This is a genomic window from Campylobacter sp. BCW_6877 (assembly GCF_001762445.1).
Classification (GTDB): domain Bacteria; phylum Campylobacterota; class Campylobacteria; order Campylobacterales; family Campylobacteraceae; genus Campylobacter_D; species Campylobacter_D jejuni.
Genome location: NZ_MJWW01000033.1, coordinates 41639 through 65552, shown reverse-complemented (window position 1 = coordinate 65552; position 23914 = coordinate 41639). Strand labels below are relative to the sequence as shown.

25 protein-coding genes, 4 tRNA genes and 1 pseudogene are annotated in these 23914 nt (G+C 29.8%); 21 read left to right on the top strand and 9 right to left on the bottom strand.

Annotated elements, in window-relative coordinates; translation table 11 throughout:
* The first annotated feature begins 72 nt into the window (after positions 1–72).
* The 6 genes from AJ936_RS03480 (at position 73) to prfA (ending at position 5143) form a co-directional block, all read left to right on the top strand.
* A complete protein-coding gene (locus AJ936_RS03480) occupies positions 73–1188 on the top strand; it encodes a bifunctional 2-C-methyl-D-erythritol 4-phosphate cytidylyltransferase/2-C-methyl-D-erythritol 2,4-cyclodiphosphate synthase (protein ID WP_070209921.1) in 1116 nt (371 codons plus the stop codon).
* Positions 1185–2072, top strand: a complete 888-nt coding sequence (locus AJ936_RS03475; RefSeq protein WP_070209920.1) for a response regulator — start codon at positions 1185–1187, stop codon at positions 2070–2072. Before AJ936_RS03480 ends, AJ936_RS03475 begins: the two co-directional genes overlap by 4 nt.
* Positions 2050–3210 (top strand): sulfate adenylyltransferase, encoded by a 1161-nt coding sequence (locus AJ936_RS03470; RefSeq protein ID WP_070209919.1) that lies wholly within the window; start codon positions 2050–2052, stop codon positions 3208–3210. Before AJ936_RS03475 ends, AJ936_RS03470 begins: the two co-directional genes overlap by 23 nt.
* 4 nt (positions 3211–3214) lie before the next feature.
* Positions 3215–3715: a phosphatidylglycerophosphatase A gene (locus AJ936_RS03465; protein WP_070209918.1), complete on the top strand. Its 501-nt coding sequence runs from the start codon at positions 3215–3217 to the stop codon at positions 3713–3715.
* A 78-nt stretch (positions 3716–3793) separates the two neighbouring features.
* Positions 3794–4057: a 30S ribosomal protein S20 gene (gene rpsT, locus AJ936_RS03460; protein ID WP_002856547.1), complete on the top strand. Its 264-nt coding sequence runs from the start codon at positions 3794–3796 to the stop codon at positions 4055–4057.
* An 18-nt stretch (positions 4058–4075) separates the two neighbouring features.
* A complete protein-coding gene (prfA, locus tag AJ936_RS03455) occupies positions 4076–5143 on the top strand; it encodes a peptide chain release factor 1 (RefSeq protein WP_002858952.1) in 1068 nt (355 codons plus the stop codon).
* Between the two features lie 13 nt (positions 5144–5156).
* On the opposite strand, the gene AJ936_RS03450 is transcribed toward prfA, so the two are convergent.
* Positions 5157–5912: a HugZ family heme oxygenase gene (locus tag AJ936_RS03450; RefSeq protein ID WP_070274064.1), complete on the bottom strand. Its 756-nt coding sequence runs from the start codon at positions 5910–5912 to the stop codon at positions 5157–5159.
* A 193-nt stretch (positions 5913–6105) separates the two neighbouring features.
* Between AJ936_RS03450 and AJ936_RS03445 the strand changes: the two genes are divergently transcribed.
* The 4 genes from AJ936_RS03445 to AJ936_RS03430 are packed head-to-tail and all read left to right on the top strand — an operon-like array spanning position 6106 to position 10769.
* Positions 6106–8229 carry a TonB-dependent receptor gene (locus AJ936_RS03445; protein WP_070274063.1) on the top strand — a complete coding sequence of 708 codons (2124 nt, stop codon included), beginning with the start codon at positions 6106–6108 and terminating at the stop codon, positions 8227–8229.
* Positions 8204–9190: an iron ABC transporter permease gene (locus AJ936_RS03440; RefSeq protein ID WP_070248920.1), complete on the top strand. Its 987-nt coding sequence runs from the start codon at positions 8204–8206 to the stop codon at positions 9188–9190. The genes AJ936_RS03445 and AJ936_RS03440 overlap by 26 nt, the downstream gene beginning before the upstream one ends.
* A complete protein-coding gene (locus AJ936_RS03435; RefSeq protein ID WP_044778649.1) occupies positions 9190–9966 on the top strand; it encodes an ABC transporter ATP-binding protein in 777 nt (258 codons plus the stop codon). The genes AJ936_RS03440 and AJ936_RS03435 overlap by 1 nt, the downstream gene beginning before the upstream one ends.
* The gene (locus tag AJ936_RS03430; RefSeq protein WP_044778648.1) at positions 9963–10769 is read left to right on the top strand and encodes an ABC transporter substrate-binding protein; all 807 of its coding nucleotides are present in this window, start codon (positions 9963–9965) and stop codon (positions 10767–10769) included. Before AJ936_RS03435 ends, AJ936_RS03430 begins: the two co-directional genes overlap by 4 nt.
* Here AJ936_RS03430 and AJ936_RS03425 read toward each other — a convergent pair.
* On the bottom strand, positions 10766–11623 hold the full coding sequence (locus AJ936_RS03425; protein WP_070274062.1) for a radical SAM/SPASM domain-containing protein: 858 nt from the start codon (positions 11621–11623) through the stop codon (positions 10766–10768). The genes AJ936_RS03430 and AJ936_RS03425 overlap by 4 nt on opposite strands.
* Before the next feature lie 165 nt (positions 11624–11788).
* Between AJ936_RS03425 and AJ936_RS03420 the strand changes: the two are divergent.
* Positions 11789–13047: pseudogene (locus AJ936_RS03420) on the top strand (MFS transporter).
* On the opposite strand, the gene mutY reads toward AJ936_RS03420, so the two are convergent.
* Positions 13033–14052, bottom strand: a complete 1020-nt coding sequence (mutY, locus tag AJ936_RS03415; protein WP_070248911.1) for an A/G-specific adenine glycosylase — start codon at positions 14050–14052, stop codon at positions 13033–13035. The pseudogene AJ936_RS03420 and the gene mutY overlap by 15 nt on opposite strands.
* A gap of 72 nt (positions 14053–14124) precedes the next feature.
* On the opposite strand from mutY, the gene AJ936_RS03410 reads away from it, so the two are divergent.
* The 7 genes from AJ936_RS03410 to AJ936_RS03380 all read left to right on the top strand — a co-directional run bounded on the left by AJ936_RS03410 (position 14125) and on the right by AJ936_RS03380 (position 17038).
* Entirely contained in the window at positions 14125–14877 is a 753-nt protein-coding gene (locus tag AJ936_RS03410) for a hypothetical protein (RefSeq protein ID WP_070248909.1), read from the top strand.
* 71 nt (positions 14878–14948) lie between these two features.
* Positions 14949–15023: transfer RNA gene (locus AJ936_RS03405), tRNA-Gly, on the top strand.
* 9 nt (positions 15024–15032) lie between these two features.
* A tRNA-Leu gene (locus AJ936_RS03400) sits at positions 15033–15121 on the top strand.
* An 18-nt stretch (positions 15122–15139) separates the two neighbouring features.
* Positions 15140–15213 (top strand) — tRNA-Cys (locus AJ936_RS03395).
* 21 nt (positions 15214–15234) lie between these two features.
* Positions 15235–15322 (top strand) — tRNA-Ser (locus AJ936_RS03390).
* Between the two features lie 203 nt (positions 15323–15525).
* A complete protein-coding gene (gene ribD / locus AJ936_RS03385) occupies positions 15526–16536 on the top strand; it encodes a bifunctional diaminohydroxyphosphoribosylaminopyrimidine deaminase/5-amino-6-(5-phosphoribosylamino)uracil reductase RibD (RefSeq protein ID WP_079463153.1) in 1011 nt (336 codons plus the stop codon).
* Positions 16517–17038, top strand: coding sequence for a hypothetical protein (locus AJ936_RS03380; protein WP_070248907.1), 522 nt, complete (start codon positions 16517–16519; stop codon positions 17036–17038). The genes ribD and AJ936_RS03380 overlap by 20 nt, the downstream gene beginning before the upstream one ends.
* 7 nt (positions 17039–17045) lie before the next feature.
* On the opposite strand, the gene AJ936_RS03375 is transcribed toward AJ936_RS03380, so the two are convergent.
* The 4 genes from AJ936_RS03375 to AJ936_RS03360 form a co-directional block, all read right to left on the bottom strand.
* Entirely contained in the window at positions 17046–18410 is a 1365-nt protein-coding gene (locus tag AJ936_RS03375; protein WP_070274061.1) for an L-serine ammonia-lyase, read from the bottom strand.
* Positions 18411–18424: 14 nt separating this feature from the next.
* Positions 18425–19675 (bottom strand): serine/threonine protein kinase, encoded by a 1251-nt coding sequence (locus AJ936_RS03370; RefSeq protein ID WP_070248905.1) that lies wholly within the window; start codon positions 19673–19675, stop codon positions 18425–18427.
* 244 nt (positions 19676–19919) lie between these two features.
* A complete protein-coding gene (locus AJ936_RS03365) occupies positions 19920–20336 on the bottom strand; it encodes a PepSY-like domain-containing protein (RefSeq protein WP_070248903.1) in 417 nt (138 codons plus the stop codon).
* A 64-nt stretch (positions 20337–20400) separates the two neighbouring features.
* Positions 20401–21144, bottom strand: a complete 744-nt coding sequence (locus tag AJ936_RS03360; protein WP_070248901.1) for a DUF4261 domain-containing protein — start codon at positions 21142–21144, stop codon at positions 20401–20403.
* Between the two features lie 158 nt (positions 21145–21302).
* Here AJ936_RS03360 and exbB point away from each other — a divergent pair, with 158 nt between their 5' ends.
* From exbB to AJ936_RS03345, 3 genes are read left to right on the top strand one after another with little or no spacing between them, the layout of a single operon-like run.
* Positions 21303–21728 (top strand): TonB-system energizer ExbB, encoded by a 426-nt coding sequence (gene exbB / locus AJ936_RS03355; protein ID WP_002851166.1) that lies wholly within the window; start codon positions 21303–21305, stop codon positions 21726–21728.
* On the top strand, positions 21721–22110 hold the full coding sequence (exbD, locus tag AJ936_RS03350) for a TonB system transport protein ExbD (protein WP_002851470.1): 390 nt from the start codon (positions 21721–21723) through the stop codon (positions 22108–22110). The genes exbB and exbD overlap by 8 nt, the downstream gene beginning before the upstream one ends.
* Positions 22107–22790: an energy transducer TonB gene (locus tag AJ936_RS03345; RefSeq protein ID WP_002862271.1), complete on the top strand. Its 684-nt coding sequence runs from the start codon at positions 22107–22109 to the stop codon at positions 22788–22790. The genes exbD and AJ936_RS03345 overlap by 4 nt, the downstream gene beginning before the upstream one ends.
* A 12-nt stretch (positions 22791–22802) precedes the next feature.
* Here the strand turns inward: AJ936_RS03345 and AJ936_RS03340 are convergent, their stop codons facing one another.
* A complete protein-coding gene (locus tag AJ936_RS03340) occupies positions 22803–23672 on the bottom strand; it encodes a hypothetical protein (protein ID WP_002862272.1) in 870 nt (289 codons plus the stop codon).
* A gap of 3 nt (positions 23673–23675) precedes the next feature.
* Positions 23676–23837: a hypothetical protein gene (locus tag AJ936_RS03335; protein ID WP_002778908.1), complete on the bottom strand. Its 162-nt coding sequence runs from the start codon at positions 23835–23837 to the stop codon at positions 23676–23678.
* Between the last annotated feature and the right edge of the window lie 77 nt (positions 23838–23914).

Here is a 23914-nt window from a genome sequence, read left to right as displayed (position 1 = left end):
ATTTAGCTTTTTATAAGTGTATAATATGGTAACATTATAAAAACCAACAATATTAAAAAGAGGAATGAAAAAATGAGTGAAATTAGCCTCATTATGTTAGCAGCTGGAAATTCTACTCGTTTTAACACAAAGGTAAAAAAACAATTTTTACGACTTGGAAATGACCCTCTTTGGCTTTATGCAACAAAAAATTTAAGCTCTTTTTATCCTTTTAAAAAAATAGTTGTTACCTCTAGTAATATCGTTTATATGAAAAAATTTACTAAAAACTATGAATTCATAGAAGGTGGTGATACCAGAGCAGAATCCTTAAAAAAAGCCTTAGAGCTCATAGATAGCGAATTTGTTATGGTAAGTGATGTAGCAAGGGTATTGGTGAGCAAAAATTTGTTTGATCGTTTGATTGAAAATTTAGATAAAGCAGATTGTATTACCCCTGCTTTAAAAGTTGCAGATACAACACTTTTTGACAATGAAGCCTTGCAAAGAGAAAAAATCAAACTCATTCAAACCCCGCAAATTTCTAAAACCAAATTGCTTAAAAAAGCCTTGGATCAAAACCTAGAATTTACAGATGATAGCACAGCTATAGCTGCGATGGGTGGAAAAATTTGGTTTGTTGAAGGTGAAGAAAATGCAAGAAAACTAACCTTTAAAGAAGATCTTAAAAAGCTTGATTTGCCTACACCTAGCTTTGAAATTTTTACTGGCAATGGTTTTGATGTGCATGAATTTGGAGAGAATCGCTCTTTGCTTTTAGCAGGAGTGCAAATTCATCCTACTATGGGGCTTAAAGCACACAGCGATGGAGATGTTTTAGCTCACTCTTTAACCGATGCGATTTTAGGTGCTGCAGGACTTGGAGATATAGGAGAGCTTTATCCTGATACTGATATGAAATTTAAAAATGCCAACTCCATGGAGCTTTTAAAACAGGCTTATGATAAAGTCAGAGAAGTAGGTTTTGAACTCATTAATATAGACATTTGCGTCATGGCACAAAGCCCTAAACTTAAAGACTTTAAACAAGCTATGCAAAGCAATATAGCTCATACTTTAGACTTAGATGAATTTAGAATCAATGTTAAAGCCACAACAACGGAAAAATTGGGTTTTATTGGAAGAAAAGAAGGTATGGCGGTGCTTAGTAGTGTAAATTTAAAATATTTTGATTGGACAAGATTATGAAAGTTTTAATTATTGAAAATGAAATTTATCTAGCGCAAAGCATTAGCATTAAACTAAGTGATGCTGGATATAGCTGTGAAATTATAAACTCGTTTGATGAATACAATGGTGAAAAATACTATGATATTGTACTGCTTTCTACAAATACTAATAATTTTCTAAAAGCCGTAGGTCAGTTTAAGCATAGTATTATTATTTTGCTTATTTCTTATATAAGCACAGATACAGTTTCAAATCCTTTGAAATTAGGTGCTAGTGATTATATTCAAAAACCCTTTATGATAGAAGAGCTGATTAGAAAAATAAAGCATTATCAAGATTTTAGAAAACTTTCAATCCTTAATAAAGCTTATCAAAGCTATATCAAATCAAGATTAGAAACAATCAAAATTCCAGAGTATAATTATAAAAAATTAAAACTTCCATTGATATTAAAATCCAACAAGCAAAGCAGTGCTGATGCTTTTGTTTTTAATTATGCAAATGAATGTGACATTACTCTTTCTTTTATTGATTTAACATCTACAAATTCAGTTGAAAAAGTTATGAAACTTCCCACAGAAAACAATCTCTTATTTTTGAGTAATTTTCAAGCATTAAAAGCAGCAGAAAAGGAAAAACTCCTAGATTTTATACAAAACAAAAATATTATTTTGCATACCAATTCAAATACAGATGATTTAAAAATAAACTGCATTAATTTAAATGATAATGAAAAAAATATCGATAGCAATGAAATTTTAACCATAGATGAGTATGTAAAATATGTTATTATAAACTACCAAAATATATTTCCTGATACTGATCTTTCAAAAAAATTAGGCATTTCACGTAAATCTTTATGGGAAAAAAGGAAGAAATATGAAATCAGCAAGAAAAAATAAAAACATTACCATAGATCAAAATGAATTTGGCATCTTATCACTTATTAAAGAAGGTTTGCTAGGCACTTGCACTCATTTAATGAATGAAAAAGAAGTCAATGAAATCATTAAATCAGGAAAATTTAAAGGAGAAAGTTTTCCCTATCCCTTAAGCTTTGCACCGAAAAATGCTGAAGAAGCACTAAATGATATAAAATCTGGCGATAGAATCGATCTCATACTAGACGAAAAAGTAGTAGGACATATAGATTTTAAAAGCCAATTTAAAAATAATAAAAATTTTTCTGATATTTTCAGTCCTAACACTTGCTCTTTAGAAGATATGGGAACAACTTGTATAAGTGGAAAAATAGAAATTTACAATTCTCAAATTAAAAAAATAAAAGAAAATTTTCAACAAATCAAAAACAATCTTAATGCACAAAAAATTACCGCTATAGTTTCAAGTTTTGATCCTTTGCATCGTGCCCATGAAAGAATGTTTCGTTGGACTATTGATAAAGCAGATTTAGTTGTAATTTTTCTTGTAGAATCTTTTGATGCAAATGGGTTTGAATTCGAACTTAAAGAAGCTTATTTGAAAAAATTTATTCAAAACTATCTTCCACCGGATAGAATTTTCATTTTTCCATTAAAAAATATTAATATTTTTCACGCTCATTTAAATCCTGGCTTAGAAAGCATTATCGCAAAAAGTCTAGGTTGTACCAAACTAGTAGTAGGACAAAATCATACAGGACTTGGAATGTTTTATGATGATAATCAACCAAAAACCATACTTGATGATTTTTCCAAGGATTATGGCATAGAAGTGATTGTTTTGCCTGAATTTGTATTTTGCGATCAATGTCGCATGATTGTTAGCACAAGATCTTGCCCTCATGGTTGTCATCACCATTTGCACTATAATTCTCAGTCTTTAAAAGATTTACTAAGAGCGGGTATCATTCCTCCAGCAATTTTCATGCGCAAGGAAGTATCTAGTATTATTTTAACTTCTCTTTTTCCAAATAGATTAAAAAATATGCAAAAAATTTATAATGAGCTTTTTCCAACTGATGGAATTTTAGAATACAAAAATGATGAAGAATTTTATCAAAAACTTTTAGAAATTCATCAAATGTCTTATATGGTGTAACAAAATGCAAAAATTATTTTTAACTTTTTTTTATTCAGGTTCTATAAAAAAGGCAAGTGGGACTTTTGGTACTATCGCTGCTTTAACACCTGCTTTTTTTATACTTAAATATCTCGGGATTAATACTTTGTTTTTACTAAGTATTTTAATTTTTGTTGCAAGTATTCGTGTTATAGATGATTATGAAAAAAAAACAGGAATTCACGATGACAAACACATAGTTATCGATGAAGTTGCTGGGGTTTTTCTTGCTTGTGCTATTGCAGCAAGTGTTGAAAACTCGATAGTCAATTTTATTTTGGCTTTTGTTTTATTTAGACTCTTTGACATTACAAAACCTTCTATTATTGGCAAGATAGATAAAAAAGTCAAAGGCGGACTAGGTGTAATGCTTGATGATATGCTAGCAGGATTGTTTGCTGGACTTTTAAGTGCGGTAATTTATGGATTTTTACTTAAATTTAATTTAGTTTTTTGGGATATAAATTTAAAGGATTTATTTTGAAATTTTGCTTAAATTAATTAAATTTTAAATTTTATTCTTATATAATTTAGTCTTTAATTTCAAAAAAGGAAAATATAAATGGCAAACCATAAATCTGCTGAAAAAAGAGCAAGACAAACTATTAAAAAAACAGAAAGAAATAGATTCTATAGAACAAGACTTAAAAATATAACTAAAGCCGTAAGAGAAGCTGCAGCAAATGGAGATAAAAATGCTGCTAATGAAGCTTTAAAAGTAGCTAATAAAAGCATTCATGCTATGGTAAGTCGCGGTTTCATTAAAAAACAAACTGCTTCTCGCCGTGTAAGCCGCTTAGCCCTTTTAGTAAATAAAATCGCATAATTTTCTATATAGTTTTTAATGTTAGCTAGCAAACTAGATCCTTTTTTAAAACGCTTTGAAGAGTTAAATTCTCTTCTTAGCAGTTCTGATATACTCAACGATATCAGTAAAATGACTACACTCTCTAAAGAACAAAAAAATTTAGAACCTATCGTTTTAAAAGCTAAAGAGTATTTAAAAACTTTAGACAATATAGAAGAAAATAAAGCTTTGCTAAACGATCCAGAACTTGGGGAACTTGCAAAAGAAGAACTAAAAACTTTAGAAGAATTAAAACCAAAACTTGAAGAAGAGATTAAAATTTTACTTCTTCCTAAAGATCCAAATGATGAAAGAAATATTTTTCTTGAAATTCGTGCAGGTACAGGTGGCGATGAGGCATCTTTATTTGTAGGAGATCTTGTAAAAGCTTATGCAAGATATGCTGAAAATCGCGGCTATAAACTTGAGATTGTAAGCTCTAGTGAAGGAAGTGTAGGTGGATTTAAAGAAATCATCATGCTTGTTAAAGGAACAGGGGCTTATTCAAGACTTAAATATGAAGGTGGAACGCACCGTGTTCAAAGAGTTCCTCAAACAGAATCCCAAGGACGCGTGCATACTTCTGCTATCACCGTGGCAGTAATGCCAGAAGTTGATGATATAGAAATCGAAATCAATCCAAACGATCTTAAAGTTGATGTTATGCGATCTTCAGGACATGGTGGACAAAGTGTAAATACTACTGATTCAGCTGTTCGTATCACTCATATCCCCACAGGTATAGTTGTAGTCAATCAAGATGGAAAAAGCCAACACAAAAATAAAGAAAGTGCGATGAAAGTCCTAAAAGCAAGGCTTTATGAAATGCAAGAAAGTGAAAGGCTAGCAAAAGAAAGTGAAGCAAGAAAATCACAAGTAGGAAGCGGAGATAGAAGCGAACGCATTCGCACTTACAATTTTCCACAAAATCGTATCAGCGATCATAGAATAAATCTTACTTTATATCGCTTAGATGCCATTATGCAAGATGGGCTTTTTGATGAAATCATAGAACCTTTAATCACTCATCATCAAGCCCAAGCTTTACAAGAACAAAATTTATAAGATTTTATACAAATTAATGCTTATGTGGGAATTTATGTGGATTTCCACTAGCACCTACATGTGCAACATTTCCATTTTCTATATCATAAGCTTGACCAAAACCTTTTACAAAGCGTCCTTTTTTAAATTCAAGCTTTACCAGATGAAAATCAAGCATCTTGCGTATAGTTTTAATGCCTCCTTCTCCTCCGGTTTGTTTTTCAAACTCATCATAAATTTGATCAAATCTTTCACCTCTCTTTAAAAAGCTTGCATTTACTCTATAGCGCAATCTTTTGCGAAGTATAACAGAAGCAGCTTTACTCTCATCCTCTAAAAACATTATTTCTATATTGTTTGGATTTACTTTGATGTTGTTAAAATGTTCGCTTACTTCACTTATATAAATATAATTTCCCCATTGTGTGCTTACAAAAGGTGCATACGAACAAACAACTTCTCCATTTGCATTTAAAGTCGCCAAGGCTACAGAATTAAAACTTAGCATAAATTCATTTAATTCTTTTTCTACGCCACTAAAATTTTGCTCGCTCTTTGCACTCATGCAAAGAGATATTATAGTATCTTTAATTGTGTTTTCATCGGCTTTTTTAGGAAATTCCACTCGTAAATTTTCTTTATCATTGTAAACAAGATCCAAGCCATTAAAATCAACACTTTTTAGAAAAACATCTTGCACTTGCTCAATACCACCAAATTTTTTACAAAGATCAACTAAATTTGATTTATGATGATCATTCATATGAGAAATAATGCTTTCAAAATTCATTTTTATCCTTTCTTGACTTTAAAATAAAATATTAAAAAAAATGGTATCAATTATCAAATTAAAAAGCACTTAAAATATAAAAATTATCTATTTTAACAAAAATTTATACCAAATTAAGTTAATAAAGGATAAATTTCGTTCTAAATTATTATGATATAAATTATCATTATTTATTTTATTTAAGGAGTAAAATTTGCACCCAAATAAAAAAGCTTTTAAATTATCTTTATTTGCATTATTGCTAATAACTAATTTAAATGCGCAAGAATCAAATGAAGCCATCAATCTACAAAAAGTTGTTGTTAGTGCAACAGGTTTTGAGCAAGATGCGGACTCAAATTTACGCAATGTAATCAGCATAGAAGGCAAAGATCTACAAAATAAAGGTTATGTTTCCTTAGAACAAGCCTTAGAAAGAATTTCGGGCATTAGTTTTGTAAATTTTGGACTTGGACGCAATATAGATATGCGTGGACAAGGAGATAAGTCTAATATAGCTGTAAAAGTTATGATCGATGGGCGTGCTATTAATGTTCTTGATAATTCCCATGGTGTAACCCCGTTAGATAGTATCAATTTAGATAATGTAGAACGCATAGAAATCATACCTGGGGGTGGATCTGTGCTTTATGGAAGCGGTACTAGAGGGGGCGTGATTAATATCATTACAAAAAAACAAAAATCAGATGCTTTTGCTATAAATTTAAAAAGCAGTGCTTATGATCATGGTGGACTAGGTGGAAATTTAGGTATCAATGGCGCCAAACAAATAAATGAAAATTTAGCTTTTAGCTTTGATATACAAAGTTTTAACCTTGATGGATATCAAGAAGGTTATAATGAAAAAGGTTATTTTATCAACACAAAAACCTATATTGATATAAATGATAATAGCGATTTAACTTTGGGTTATAATTATTTTAAAAGCAAAAATACCAGCAGTGGCTATCTAACAAAAGCACAAGCTCAAAGCGATCCAACTCAAAAAGGCAATAGTGACAATATCACACAAATCAATCGCCCTGAAATTTCTTTGGACTATCATTACTATTTTGATGATATATGGGAATTTAACCTAGAAGCTTTTTGGCAAAATCAAAAGATCAATTATCTAAAAGATGTTTCTACAATGAGCTACATGAATATGAGTCTTCCTGTATATCAAAATGGAAGTGGTTTTGAAGACACACTTACAGGGATAAGCTTAAAAAACAAACTAAATTATGCAAATAATTCTTATTTTATTTTTGGTTATGAATTTACAAACCATGATGCAAAAAGAACAAGCATTATTCATTATGATGTAAATAGCCCTAAGTTTCAAATGAGTCATACTATGACAACGCTTATGGATATGACTAAACAAAGCCATTCTATTTTAGCTCTTAATTCTCATGAATTTAACGATATTTTTAGTATTTCAGGTGGAGCAAGATATGAATATAGTCTTTATGGCACAAATAGAAATTACACTAGCAATATGATTATATCAAACATTCCTAAACCAAGCACTCCAGAACTTTTTTCAACCGATGATACAAGTCATAACTTCGCCTTTGAAATCACTCCAAATTTTAAATACTCAAACACAGGAAAGCTTTATATCAAATACGAAAGAGGTTTTGTCTCTCCAAGTCCAGCACAATTTGTCAATAAAGATAAAAATTCACAAAAGTATTATTCTGCAAATTTAAATCCTGAGATCTTTGATACCTTCGAACTAGGAATTGATGATTTTTGGTGGGATTTTTACGGCTTTAATCTAACTTTATTTTACACCCTAAGCAAAGATGAAATTTCTTATCTTGGAAACCCTCATGCAACAGGTGGAGGATTTTGGCAATATTATAATATAGATCAAACTCGCCGTTTAGGAGTAGAATTAAGTCTGAGTCAAAATTTTTTAGATGATGATTTAATCTTTAGAGAAAGTCTAACTTATCTTGATGCTAAAATTTCTAAAGGTGTTAATGACGGCATGAGAATTCCTTATGTTTCAAAAATCAAAGCCACAGCTGGGCTTGAATACGCTTGGAATAAAAATTTCTCAAATTTTATTGATTTAACCTATTTTTCTAGAGCAAAAGATGGTGGAACTATAGATGAAAATACAGGAAAAATGTCTAAAAATTCTTGGATAAGGGATTATTTTTTAACAGATATTGGCATGAAATATAATTATAAAAAATTACAAATTTTAGCAGGAATTCGCAATCTTTTCGATAAAAGATACTACACATACCAAGACAGTATAAATGATCAATACCTAGTTGGGAATGGCAGAAACTACTATGTTGAATTTAAATACGCATTCTAAAATTTTAGTGATTATAGGGCTTTTGGTAGCTTATATAATCGCTTCTTTTACAGCACTTTGCTTAGGAGATAAGAATTTAAACCCAAAAGAACTTTTTTCATATATCTTTAGCCAAGATGAAATTTTAAGACAAATCATCATAGATGGACGCTTGCCACGGATTATAATGGCGATTTTAATCGGTATGCTTCTAGCTAGTAGTGGGGCTATCACTCAAAATGTATTTTCAAATCCTATAGCCGATCCTTATATTATAGGTATAGCTTCTGCAGCAACCTTTGGAGCGGTTTTAGCGTATTTGTTAAAATTGAATGATTATTATTATGGAATTTTAGGTTTTGTTTGCTCTGCCTTTTTTGCCCTAGGAGTTTTTAAAATTTCTTCTAAAGCTTCTATAGCAACTTTACTCATTATCGGCATAGCAGCTTCATCTTTTTTAGGAGCTTTTACTTCTTTTTTCACCTATCTTATAGGCGAGGATTCTTTTAAAATAGTCGCTTGGCTTATGGGAAATATAGGCAATGCTTCTTGGTTTCGTGTGGGAATTTTAATCTTACCTTTAATTTTTTGTTTGTTTTATTTTTACGCTCATAAAAACGAATTAAACATACTTTTAAGCGGAGATGATGAAGCTAGAAATCTAGGGGTAAATGCTCAAAAATTAAAGATAAATTTACTCATTGTCTCATCCTTGGCTGTATCTTTTGCGGTTGCTTTTAGCGGACTTATAGGCTTTGTTGGGCTCATCATTCCTCATACCATAAGACTTTTGCTTAAAAATTATGATAATGCCTTAGTTATCCCTTTATGTACAGCATTTGGAGGATTATTTTTACTTATTTGTGATACTTTAGCAAGAACTCTTTTAGCCCCTGTGCAAATTCCGATTGGAATCCTAACTGCATTTTTTGGAGCTCCTATTTTTTTATACTTGGCTTTAAGCGCTAGGAGATTTTTATAATGCTAAAAATACAAAATTTAAGCTTTGCTTATCACCAAAAAGATTTACTAAAAAACATTCATTTAGAACTTAAAAATCAGGCTTTTATAGGAATTTTAGGGCCAAATGGCTCAGGTAAAAGCACTCTTTTAAAACTTATACTTAAAAATTTAAGTCCAAATAAAGGAGAGATAAGTCTTTTTAATACAAATATCAAAGATTTTTCTCTTAAAGAATTTGCCAAAATTTGCGGCTTTGTGCCTCAAAAATCAGAATTAAACACCCCTTTAAAAGTCATCGATGTGCTTTTAATGAGCAAATATGCAAATTTAAAACACGCTTTTAGTTCTTATTCTAAAGAAGATATTATAGAAATTAAAGAATTTGCTAAGAATTTAAGACTTGAAAATTTTCTAGAAAGAAGCATACTTTCTTTAAGTGGGGGTGAATTTCAAAGAATGCTTTTGGCAAGAGCTTTGCTTAAAAAGCCAAAAATTCTTTTTTTAGATGAACCCACTTCAGCCCTTGATTTAAACTATGCTATAGAGCTTTTAAGTCTTTGCGAAAAACTAGTTAAAGAAAAAAATATAGCCGTTGTTGCTATCTTGCATGATTTAAATTTAGCTTCTATGTTCTGCGATAAAATCCTTTTTTTAAAAGAAGGGGAAATAAAGTATTTTGGAACGAGTAAAGAGCTTTTTACTCAAGAAATTTTAAAAGAAATTTATGATTTAAACTGCGAGATTATTTATAAAAATTCTAAACCTTATATTTTAGCTTTAAAGGAGAAAAAATGAAAAAAATTTTAATTATTATGAGTTTGTTTTTAATCACACTAAATGCAAAAGAACGCCTTGTAGTGCTTGATCCTGCAAGCATAGAAACCCTTTTTATGCTTAAAGCTGGGGATCAAATCGTAGGCATTGCCACTTTACAACACTCAAATATCTATCCTAAAGATCAAACCTCAAAACTTACAAGCGTAGGCACTTTTTCAAATCCTTCGCTTGAAAAAATAGTAGCATTAAAACCAAGTTTGGTGATTTTAAGCTCTTATTCTTTAAATTTAGAAGAAGGACTTAAAAATTTTGGTATCAAAAGTATCAATTTAAAAGCCGAGCGTTTAGAAGATATAACAAAAAATATCACAATCTTAGGTCAAATCACCAAGAAAGAAAAAGAAGCGGAGCTTTTAAAACAAGAATTTGCTCAAAATTTAAAAAAATTAAGCGATAAACCCTTAAATAAAAGTGCGATTTATCTTTATTCTAGCAACCCTTTAATGGCCTTTAATGATAATTCTTTAATAGCTGATATTTTAAGACTCATAGGGATTAAAAATTTAAGTCCGCAAAGTCAAATTTCAAGACCTGTTATATCAGCAGAATATATACTAAAACAAAATCCAGACATACTCATTCTTGGAATGAATGCCAAAAACAATCTTTTAGATACAAATGCTTTATTGAAAAATACCAAAGCAGTTAAAACAGGAAGTATTTATTTTAACAAAGATACACATATATTATTACGCCTTAGTCCTAAGATAATAGATAGAATTCAAGAATTTAAAACAAAGCTAGAAAATAACAATTTTTAATCACCCAATCTTGCTTTAAAAAATTCGCAAGTTTGACAAAGTTTTTCTATGCGTTTATCTTCTTCAAAAGCTTTTTTCATCATCTTTATACGCGGTGATTTAAAAAGCTTATCAAAGTTATTTTCAAAAACATTTCCTAAGTTAATATCTGCTTTAGTATCCAAACAGCAAGGCACCAAACTTCCATCACTTAAAATCCCAATTTGCTCTTTTAAAGCATGACATTTTCCTTTTTTATAAAGGGGCTCATCTTTTAAATTAGGCCATTTAAAAAGTTTATTTTGATGAAGCAAAATATGTCTTTGCAAGCGATTTTTACTTAAGTTTGTATCAATCTTAACTTCAAATTCTTTGGCTAAAAACTCATAAATTTTTAAATTTGACTTAGGTGCTTTAAAATTAGCATCTAAATTCCAAAGTCTTAGATTGATAAAAGAAAGGCTTTTTTGCTCTAAATGCTTTTTGCAAAGTTCTAAAATAGGCTTAAAATACTGTTCTAAAGAAATTTTGCTTTGACTTAAAAAAGATATTAAAGAAATATTGATTTGATGGATATTCTCATACCCTAACAATAAAGCTTGATTTTTAGAATTTAAATAAAAGCCACTTGTAGTGATTTCAAGTTTCATAGCTTCACCTTTTGCGATTTTTAGATAATTTTCCAAATTAGGTAAAAGCAAAGGATCGCCCAAAAGATGAAAGGTAAAAAGCTCAGCTTTATTAGAAATTTCATAAGCTAATTTTTGAAATTTTTCTTCACTCATTACCCCGCGAATTCCTTTTTGAGAAGGACAAAAATCACATTTTAAACCACAAATATCACTTAATTCTATATATATTTTTTTAAATTTCATTATATTTCCTAGAGTAAACATTTTACCAAAATTTATGAAATTTATTAAAATATGTAACATTTTTATCGATATTTTTATCTTTTTTATTTCTCTTCTTTATTTTTAAATATATTAAACAAAAATCACACTATACTTAAATAAAAATCTAAAATTAAGGAAGGGTTTATGCAAGAGCTTACTCGCACAAAAAAATTCGCTCTATTATTGCTGCAAGTAGCGGAAATTTAGTAGAGTGGTTTGATTTTTATATCTATGCTTTTACAGCAACTTATTTTGCTCATACTTTTTCAACTTCAGATAATCCTGTTATCCAGCAAATCAATGCCTTTGGGGTTTTTGCAGCAGGGTTTTTTATGCGTCCTATAGGTTCTTGGCTTTTTGGCTCTTTAGCTGATAAAGTAGGTCGTAAAAAATCTATGGTTATATCAGTGGTTTTAATGGCTTTGGGCTCTTTTATGATAGCAGCCTTACCAAGCAAAGATACAGTGGGAGATCTTGCTATTATCTTACTTTTAATAGCAAGACTCATTCAAGGTCTTAGTGTAGGCGGGGAGTATGGCATAGCAGCTACTTATCTTTCAGAACTTGCTACAGAAGGAAAACGCGGTTTTTACTCATCTTTTCAGTATGTAACCCTAATAGGCGGTCAACTTTTGGCCGTTGCAAGCATTAGTATAATGTTTTTATTTTTTAGTATTGATGATATGAAAGATTACGCTTGGAGAATACTTTTTGTAATAGGCGGAATTTTAGCGCTAGGCTCGCTTTTTGTAAGAAAAATGATGAATGAAAGTGCTACAAAACTTCACCAGCATGAAGATCGTGGTACTTTAAAAGCATTATGTAAATCTTGGAAACCTTTTTTAATGGTGCTTGGGGTTACTTCTGGAGGTTCTTTAGCTTTTTATACTATTACAACTTATACTAAAACTTTTATGGAAAATACGGGTATGGATAAAATGCTTGTTAATAATCTTTTCTTAGGTGCTTTATTTATACTAATGATCATTCAACCTCTTTTTGGATATATAGGAGATAAAATAGGTCACAAACGATCTTTAATTGTATTTTGTATTTTGGCATTGGTAGGAATTTATCCTATTTTTTCACTTATAGCCAATAACGCACAAAATAATCCTTCTTTGACATTTATGTTGGTGGTATTATTGTTTGTTATTTTAAGTTTTTATACTTCAGTTGCTGGGATTTTTAAAGCAAAACTTTTTCCTGAACATGTAAGAGCTTTAGGGACAGGTTTAGGTTATGCTATTGCAAATGCTGTTTTTGGAGGATCTGCTCCTTGGGTTGCTTTACAATTTAAAAATGCAGGTATAGAAAATGGCTTTTTTATCTATATAGCTATTTTTACAATCATCATGCTTATAGCTACTTTATGCTTGCCTAAAAAATCAGAGCTTAATTAATTTTAACGCTTTTAAAGAAAGTGCCGAAAGCGCGGTACTTTCTAACTCTTTTAAGGTTTTAAATTCATAATTTTTATTTTCATTGTTTAAAATTTGATGATAAACCTTGATATGAAGTTTATACTTAGTATAGCCGTGCTTAAACTCCCCTATAAAACTCATATCTTTAGAAAGTTTATACTCTCCTTCTTTAAAAAAAGGAAAATTATACATACCCTTATAAAGCTTATCTTGGCTTTTCTGTATCGCAAATTTTTTATTAAATTCAAACAAAAAAAGATTTAAATTTAAACTCTCATAAAGTATTTTTTTAACTCTTGGATAAAGCTCTGTATTAAATTTACCTTGACAAAAATCATACAAAGGACAAATTCCACACTTTGCATTTTTACTCACACAAACCAAAGCCCCTATATCAAGCAAAGCTTGGTTATGATCAAAGGCATGATTTAAATTTAAAAGCTCTTTAGCTCTTTTTTCAAGTTCTTTCATACTAGGATTTTCCAAAGCAAAAAGACGAGAAAACACACGGCGTATATTACCATCAACAAAAGAAACTTTTTGATCATAGCCAAAACAAGCTATAGCGCCTGCTGTATAAGCTCCTATACCGCTTAATTTTTTTAGATCCTCAACTTCTTTGGGTAATTTAGCTTCAAACTTATCCACGCATTCTAAGGCTACCTTTTTTAAATTTCTAGCACGAGTATAGTAACCAAGCCCTTGCCAAGCCTTTAAAAGCTCATTTTCATTGGCTTTAGCTAAACTTTGCAAAGTAGGAAATTTTTGCAAAAAGGGAAAATAAAACCTTTCTAAAACTGATTTAACTTGAGTTTGTTGAAGCATAATTTCGCTGATATAAACCCCATAAGCTCTATCAATATGCTTTAAATTTTCATCACAATTTTGACTTTGTAAATTACGCCAAGGCAAAGTTTTGCGTCCATTTTTTTCATACCAAAGAAGTAAATTTTCTTGTAGTTTTTCAAGCTCTTTTTTTTGCATAAATGAGAGTATAACAAAAAATTTTAAAATTTTTTGCTAAAATTAGCTCAAATTAAATTATTAAGGATATCCATGTTAGCTTTTTTTAAAGGTTTAGGTATAGGTTTTTTATGTTTATTACTTTTTGTTGCAGGAGTAGTTTTTAATGTAGAATTTTTAGGCAAAAAAGACTCTAATCATGATTTATATTTTTCAAGAAATATAGAAGTAAGCAATACGCTAAAACCCGATATTTTATATGCAAATATTAATTTTTGGGCAAATGAAAATTTAAGCTCAAAAATCACATTAGATAATAGTGAAAAAGCCGAAATCACAAATACTTTCAATCAAATTTTAGAACGCTCAAAAAAAGAAAATTTTTGTAGCGGAGGAAGTTTTTCTTTAGAGCCTAATTTTTCCTATAAAGATGGTATACAAACTCCAAAAGGTCAAAGATTTGATGCGAATTTAGAATGTGAATTTAAAGAAAACCGACTTGCAGATTTTAACAAGCTTTTAAATGACATCAATTCTATCATAGCTAAAAATAATTTCATCAGCGTTTCAACACCAGCCATACAAACAAGATTTTCAAAAGATACACTAAACAACAACAAAGAAAATCTCTACAAAGAGCTTTTAAAAACATCATACGAATATGAAAAAACTTACTCTTTAGATCTTAATAAAACTTGTGTATTGAAAAATTTACAAGTAAATACAAATGCCAATATCGCACCTAGAATGTTAAATGCAAAATCTGACAATATAGAACTTTCATCTCCAATTATCAGCGAAAAAGAACAAATTTTAAGCGCGAAAGCTTTATTTATTTGCAAATAACTTAAGGCAAAATAAACTCCTTTTAAGTTTATTTTGCTATACTTTTATCTTCAATTCTTTCAGAAATTTATGCGGGAATAGCTCAGGGGTAGAGCACAACCTTGCCAAGGTTGGGGTCGCGAGTTCGAATCTCGTTTCCCGCTCCATAATCACCCGCCCGGGTGGTGGAATTGGTAGACACAAGGGACTTAAAATCCCTCGGAATTTTTCTTCCGTGCCGGTTCAAGTCCGGCCTCGGGCACCACTTTTTCAACATTATCAGGGCGACATAGCCAAGCGGTAAGGCATGGGCCTGCAAAGCCTTGATCTCCGGTTCGAATCCGGATGTCGCCTCCAAAAGGCAAAACTTTACTTTATCGGGAGATGGCTGAGTGGTCGAAAGCGGCGGTCTTGAAAACCGTTGAGGGTCACACCTCCAGGGGTTCGAATCCCTTTCTCCCGGCCACCAAGACTTTCTAGTTTATCAAGCTTATATCATTCCTGAAATTATAAAGGATGCTACAAATGAAAAATAATACTTCGGTCTTACTATTTTTGTTATATCCTAAAAAACTTAGAAAAACTATGACTAATATAACTAAAAATAAGAAATAAAATGGAAAATTTAGAATTTATTATCTTAAAACAAAAATATAAAATTTTAAAAATATGTCAAATTTTAAAATACAAGGCAGGCAAATGAAAGAATTTTATATGAATTTAGCTTTAAATGAGGCTTGGAAATATCAGTTTTTAACCTATCCGAATCCGGCTGTAGGCTGTGTAATCTTAGATAAAAATGGAAAAATTTTAGCCATAAAAGCTCATGAAAAAGCTGGATTAGCTCATGCAGAACTTAATGCCATAACTCATGCTTTTAAAAGTTTAAGACCTGAAATTTCATTGCCTAAAGAAGCAAACGCTTTACATGAGTTTATTTGCAAAAACCATCAAGGTGTATTTAAAGATAGCATAGCTTTTGTCACACTTGAGCCTTGCTCTCATCAAGGAAAAACGCCTCCTTGCGCAAAACTCTTTAGCGAGCTAGGTTTTAAAAAAATTTTCATCAGCGTTAAAGATGAAAATAAAATCGCAAGTGGTGGGGCTGAATTTTTAAAAAAACAAGGCATAGAGGTTGAATTTGACATACTTAAAGAAGAAGGAAAAAAACTTTTAAAACCTTTTTTAAAATGGCAAAAAGGGCAATTTAAACTTTTTAAATTAGCCCTTTCTATGAATGGCTCGCCTTTTGGCAAAATCGTAAGCAATGAGCTAAGTCGCACTTATGCACATAAAATTAGAGCGGTGATTGATTTGCTTGTAGTCGGCGGAGAAACCATAAGAAAAGATCATCCTATACTAGATGCTAGGCTTTGCAAAGCAAAAGCGCCTAATCTTTGTATCTTAAGCCGTCAAAATATAGATAATTTTGATAAAAATATCCCTTTATTTAAAGTTCCAAACCGCCAAATTTATACCCAAATTCCAAGTGAAGCTAAATTTTTAATGTATGAGGGTGGAGAAAATTTTCTCAAAATCTTTAAAGATGAAATAGATATGTTTTTGATTTTCCAAAGTTCAAGTTTAAATGATGAAAAAAATGTTACAATACCTTTAAATTTCAAGCCACTTTATAGAAATTTTTTAGGGAGTGATACTTATGGCATTTATGAACTTTAGTGGGTTTTTTTATGCGAGAAATGATTTAAGATTATTTAAAATAGAAAAGAAAAATGAATTAAAATCCTTTTTTTACAAAGACTACACCTTATCAAGCTACAAAGATAATTTAAATTTAAACAATGAAATCTTTTTTTATCAAAGTTTAAAAGAAGGCTTATTTAAAGAAAATGATGAAATTTTAATTTCAAATTTGGGTAAAAAGATCATACTTTTTAGAAATTTCACTCAAAATTGCGATAATTTTAATGAAGCAAAATTAAAACAAATATTGCTTTTATTTTTTTTATTATTAGCGAGCATATTTTTTGCAAGTTTGGCTATGATTAATGAATTTGGAGCCATAGATCTTGTTTTTTTAATGATTTGCTTATTGCTTTTAGTGATGGGAGCAATCAATCTTGGCTTGCTTTTTAAGCAAATTCGTATTCTTAAAAGTTTTTCCAAAGAAGAAATGAAAGAATTTTTAAATCAAAGAATGAAAAAATACACTAAAGTGTAAAAACACTTTAGCATACTGTTTTTAAATTTGTAGCAAGACCACCTAAAGAAGTTTCTTTGTATTTATAATTCATATCTTTTCCTGTTTCGTACATGGTTTCTATAACCTCATCAAGGCTTACCATAGGAGTAGATTTACGTGTCATTGCCATTCTAGCAGCACTTATAGCCTTAATAGCTCCAAAGGCATTTCTTTCTATGCAAGGAATTTGCACAAGCCCTGCAACTGGATCGCAAGTTAAACCTAGATGATGTTCCATTGCCATTTCAGCAGCGTTACATGCTTTAAAAGCATTAGCTCCTAAAACTGTTGCCATAGCTGCAGCTGCCATAGAACTAGCACTACCAATTTCTGCTTGACAGCCTGCTTCTGCTCCGCTAATACTTGCATTTTTCTTATAAAAAGAACCTATAAGCATTGCTGTTAATAAAAACTCTATAGCCTTTTCATCACTAAAACCTATAGTATGATTTTTAAGATAAAGCATAACAGCAGGGATAACAGCACATGCTCCATTTGTTGGCGCGGTTACAACCTTTGCTCCGCTAGCATTTTCTTCAGCAATCGCAATAGCATATAAAGAAATAAAATCGATAATGCCCATAGGATCAGTTGTCATCGCCACTCTTTCTTTAAGTCCTTTAGCTCTACGCTTTAAATGAAGTTTTCCAGGCAAATAATCTTCATTTGGATGTGTACCATTATAATACACTTCTTGCATTATTTCCCAAATTTCAAGACAATAAGCACGAATTTCCTCTTTAGTGTGAAATTGCAATTCATAACGATAAGAAAGCTCTGCTAAATCCCAATCTCTTTTATCGCAAAGCTCTAAAGCTTCTTTTGCATTGTTAAGCTCTATATCTAGTTTTTTCTTTTTATTTTGGTTGGAATTTTTACCTTTTTTTTCTAATTGTGCAGCTGTTAAAACAAAGCCTCCACCTACAGAATAATAAGTTTCTTCATCAACTAACCCGCCTTTACAATCATAAGCTTTAATCTTCATACCATTCTCATGTAAAGGTAAAAAATCTTTGGAAAATATCAAATCTTTTTCATAATTAAAACAAAGTTTTTTCTCTCCACAAAAATCAATTTGAGCATTTTCAATAGCATTTTTATTTACTTCATCTTGTATTGCCGCGCTTAAATTTTTAGCTTCTAGACCATTTAACCCCCAAATTACAGCCTTATCACTCAAGTGTCCTTTACCTGTTAATGACAAAGAACCATAAAGAATGACTTCAACTCTATCAATTTCATCAAGCTTTTTAGCAACTTTTTTACAAAATAAATTTCCAGCAAGCATAGGCCCTAAAGTATGAGAAGAAGAAGGACCGACACCTATTTTAAAAATGCTTAAATTACTCATTTTTTATCCTTAATTTATAAAAGATTGTGAATTGCAGCAGAAATTGCAACTATTCCCATTACCAAAATAAAAAGATCTAAAAATTTATTACGAAATCTTGCCAAAATATCAAAACGATAAATACAATAAAGTGGCATCAAGAAAAGCAAAATAGCCAAAACAGGACCACCAATAGCCTCAATAATTCCTATAACACTTGGATTTTTATACGCAACAAGCCAAGCGATAGCAAAGGTAATGATCGCTGTTAAAGTTTGAGCGAATTTACCTTGAATTTTACCATTACTTGCTTTATATAAAATGCCATTTAAGCCTTCTTGAGAACCAAGATAATGTCCTAAGAAACTTTTACTAATGGCCACAAGTGCAACAATAGGCCCAACATAAGTCAGCAAAGAAACTTCAGGAAATTTATTTGCTATAAAGGTAAGAATATTGATATTTTGATCTTTTGCTGATGCAAAATCTTCTGGTGTAAAAGTTAAAGCACAAGAAAAAACAAAAAACATTACAACAAAAACCATAAGAATAACTGCCAAAGAAATAATTTTTCTAGCGCGAGGTTCAGCATAATCACCATATTCTTTTTTACAATAACAAGCAAGCGAAGAAATAATAGGAGAGTGATTAAAACTAAATACCATCACAGGAATAACAAGCCATAAAGTAACCCAAAAATTACTTGTTGAAATTACAGAAAAATCGGCATTTGTAAATAATGATGAATTCCATTGTGGAATTAAAAGCAATGAAAAAATAAATAAAAATATAATAAAAGGAAAAACAAGAAAACTCATTGCTTTTGTCACAACATTTTCACCAAGAATAGAAATCAAAACCAAAACTCCAACAATCAAAAAACTCACCCACCAACGAGCAGCATGAGTAAGATCTGCATTGAAATTAAACTGATTGACTAAAAATTCAAGTAAAGTTGTTGTAAGATTAGCACTATAAACCAATAAAATGGGCAAAATAGCAAAAAAATACAAAAGCGTAATTAAAAATCCACCACCCTTGCCAAAATAACCTTCTGCAACAAAAGTAATATCATCTTTTGGATTAGAACTTGAAAGCACAAAGCGACATAAATTTCTATGAGCTAAGTAAGTCATAGGAAAAGCTAAAACAAGTATAACTAACAAAGGTATCAATCCACCAAGCCCAGCACTAATAGGTAACAAAAGTACACCGGCTCCAATAGCTGTTCCAAAAAGAGATAAAACCCACCTTGTATCGTGACTAGTCCATTTAGGAGTATTCATTATTCTTCCTTAAAATTGTAAGATTATATCTCTTTTATTTTAGCAAAATATTTATAAATAATTATTTTTTTTAAAAAATATTTTAAATTTTATGTAACATTTTGTAAATTTAATTTTATAAAAAAACAATCACTTGTATCAATAAAGTATTATTTTAAAACTAAATATATTTTGGGTTTTACAATCAAAAAATAAAAATTTGGAAGACTATGCTTCCAAATTAAGAAGGTTAAATTTTCAAAAATTAATCTAATTTTTGACCTAGGACATTTCCTTGCATATCCGTATAAACTTTCATGTTATTATTAAACTTAAATTTATAACTATTAATTTCTTTATCTATTTCAATAATTTGAGCATTTGGTTGAGTTGCACTCACTTTTTTCATAACACTAGGTAAAATAGTATGCGGTAAAGCCTTATATTTTCCATCAACTTCTTTCCAATCTCCATTGATCGTAAAATCAATTTCAGTTCCATCATTTAAAATTACATCATAAGAATCTATATCTTTTTTCACTAAACCAATTTGAGCGGTTTTAAAATTTTTAGAAATAAATTCTTTGGCATTATTTGGAAGTTCGCTAGCAGGAACAACCATATCTTTAGCTAAAAGCACCGTAGCGCCCAACAAAGCAAGTAAAGTTAATTTTGCTTTCATAATTTCTCCTTTTGTGTTTTGGTTGGCAAAAGTTTAACTCAGAACTGTGAAGTGAATGTGAAACTTAAAAAATAATTTTCAAGATTTCGTTCTCAACACTTATGCCTTGACTTTTTATAAATTTTATTTCTTTTCCATCTTCAAATTTTAAAATATCTTTATCTTTTAGATTAATATCATAAGTTAAAATATGTAAAACAATATCATAAATACAAAAGAAAAGTTCTTTTTCTTCTATGTTTAAATCACAAACTTCAAGTTCTAATTTATCAAAATTTCTAAGCCCACAAGTATAAGCATTGACTCCATTTTCACTAGGATAAACACTAACATATATCCAATTATATACCGGCAAGCGATTATCATCTAACATTTTTGCATTTTCTATATAAAAACTGGGCTCTAAAACAACTGCACCTGTATAAAAACCTAAAGCATGTTTATTATCCAAACATAAAGCTGCAATTTTCGTAAACATTTTAGCTTGTTCTAATTTGCTTTGATCTTGACTTAACACCGCTATAAGAAGATGAGCTTTATGTTTTTTAGTTTGCTCTAAGGCATCTTTCCACATAAAATTAAAATTTGCATAGTATTCTGCTTCGTGATTAGGTATAGGATTTTTAATCAAATTTAGAGTAACCAACATATTTTCATATAAAAAAATCACGCCCTCTTTGGTAAAATTTTCATCAGCTATTTTTATATTAAATTTATATTCTAAAATGCTTTTTAATTCCGAAAAATTAAAATCAACTTCATCAAGAAGAACAAAAGAGGTAAAATTGTGATTTAAATCTATAGTCATGTTAAACCCTATTAAATTTTTATAAATTATAACCTAATAAAAATAAAAACTATAAACAAGAATTTCTTAAAAATTATGATAATTGATATTAATTATAAATTTATTTTTTATATAGTATAATCTTCTAAAATTTAGTAAGTATATTTTTGGAGAAAAATGTGGAATTTCTAAAAGATTACATCGATTTAATTATCTTTTTAATTCTAGGAATTATGGCATTTATAGCTTTTTGGTGTGTTGTAGAAAGAATGCTATTTTTTAGAAAAATTAACTTTAAAAATTATGAGAATCAAGAGCAATTTGATGATGCGATTAGTGAAAATTTAACCACTATATATATCATCTATTCCAATGCCCCTTATATAGGACTTTTAGGCACTGTAATAGGCATCATGGTTACATTTTACGAAATGGGCTTAGCGGGCAATATAGATGTCAAATCTATAGTCGTAGGACTTTCTTTAGCTCTTAAAGCTACAGCCTTGGGACTTTTGGTTGCTATTCCTGCTTTAATGGCTTATAATGCCTTACTTAGAAAAGTTTCCCTCTTAAGCAATGCTTATAAGGCAAATAAAAATGCTTAAACTACCAAAAAATGAAGGTTTAAATATAGTTCCATTTATAGACATTATGCTTGTTTTGCTTGCTATAGTACTTAGTATTTCAACCTTTATTGCGCATGGAAAAATTCAAATCTCACTTCCTTCAAGTGAAAATGCTACCAATATAAGTAATAATGAAAAAAAACTTCTTATAACCATAGACGAAAAAAATACTTTTTATTTAAATGATAAATTAGCTGATTTAAATGAAGTTCAAAATGCTATTTTTTCACTTGATAAAAAAACCATAGTAGAACTAAAAAGCGATAAAAATGCTAAATTTGAAAGCTTTGTAAAAATTATAGATTTTTTAAAAGCCAAAGAACATGAAAATTTTCAAATTCTTACTGAGAAAAACAAATGAAAACTTTATTTTTAAATCATAAATACCAAGCTTCTTATATAACTTTTATAGTCTTTATACCTTTGCTTTTTGTCATTTTTCACTCAAATGACTTTTTTAAAATGGAAATTAAAAATGAAGATTCTTTTTCTTTAGCAATAAAACAGTTTACCCAAACTAATCCAACAAATGAGACTAAACCAACAGAATCCATTATAGAACCTATCAAACCAAAACCTCAGCCAAAAGTTATTAAAAAAACTCCTGAAAAAATGCAAAAAAAGATAAAAAAAACACCTTCACATCCAATACCAAATAAAATCCCAATAGCACCAACTCAAGAAGTTAAAACTTTTACAAAAACAACTGATACAAATGTCAAACCTAAAATCACCCAATTAACACAAGGAAAAGATAATCACCCTGTATTAAAAGAAATCCAAAAAGCTATACAACAAGCACAATTTTATCCAAGGCAAGCAAAAAAAATGCGTATGCAAGGAACTGTAAAAGTAGAATTTTTATGGAAAGAAAATAAAACTTTAACAGATTTAAAAATCATAGAAAGCTCAGGATATGATTTGTTAGATAAAAGTGCTTTAGAAAGCATAAAAAAAGCTTCTTTAAATTTTCCACACTATAACGGGGATTTAAGAATTACACTACCTATTATATATGATTTTAAAATCTTAAGAGGGTAAAATTATAATTTGCTACACTCTCTTATCTACAATTTGTGTTTCTTGATTTTCAATTTTATTTTGAAAATCTTTACTTAAATTCTGACTTAATTCTTGCAAAGATTTTTGCTTCAGTTTTTCAAATTCTTCAGGATTGCTAGCCTCAAGCTTTGCCTGCTCATCAGCACTTAAAGCACTTAAACCTTTTTCTTGGGCTTTTTGAAGTAAATCTTCGTCTTCTTTTTCTTTGATATTATTTTCCTTATCATCTTTTTTATTGATTTTTTGCGGATCTATGGTTTTCATAGCATTAGCTCCACCACCTGATGCTTCTTTAATGTCGCTTAAAATTTCTCTCATGCTAGGCTCTTTAACATCACTATCATCAACTTTACCATCTTTATTTACATCTTTATCAATAAAAAAATTTAATTTTTCTTCTATATTTGCATCATCAGATATTTTTTCATCGCTTGTTTTAAAGCCTAAATTTTGCATACTTTGTTGAAGGGTGCTTGTATTAAAATTTAATTTTACACTTTGTTGTTTATTATTTAAATTTGAATTTAAAGAACCAAAATTATCTTTTACACTTTCAAACCAATTTGAAACAAATTGGTTTGCTTCGCCATTAAGCCTTATACTACCATCATTTCTAGCAACATAATTCGTATAAGAACTGAAATTTTTTTGTAAACTACTATAATTTTCATCGCTTAAATTTAAAGCTATAAGTTCACCTTGCTTATTTTCAAAAACAACCTTAACACCATCGCTATTTAAACTCGAAAGATCTTGCACGGGAATTTTATCTTGATCTTCTTTTTTTAATACGCTAAGCTCTTTTTTATCAACATTATTAGTTAAAGAATGAGTTAAACTAGTAGAAGTATCGATTTTCATTATTTATCCTTTTTTACATTTTGCAAATAAACCTAAACGACACATTTTTCTCTCATGTGAATTTTTTAAAGAATTACACTTTTTAAGTTCTTGCTCGTAGTTAGCACAAGAATTTGCAAAAGCAAAAGAACTCAAAATGCTTAAAACCAAAATTATTTTTAACATTTTCCAATCCTTATTTTAAAGATTTTTTAGTTAAAATTATACCTTTTATAATCGACAAAATCTTAAAAAATTTTATA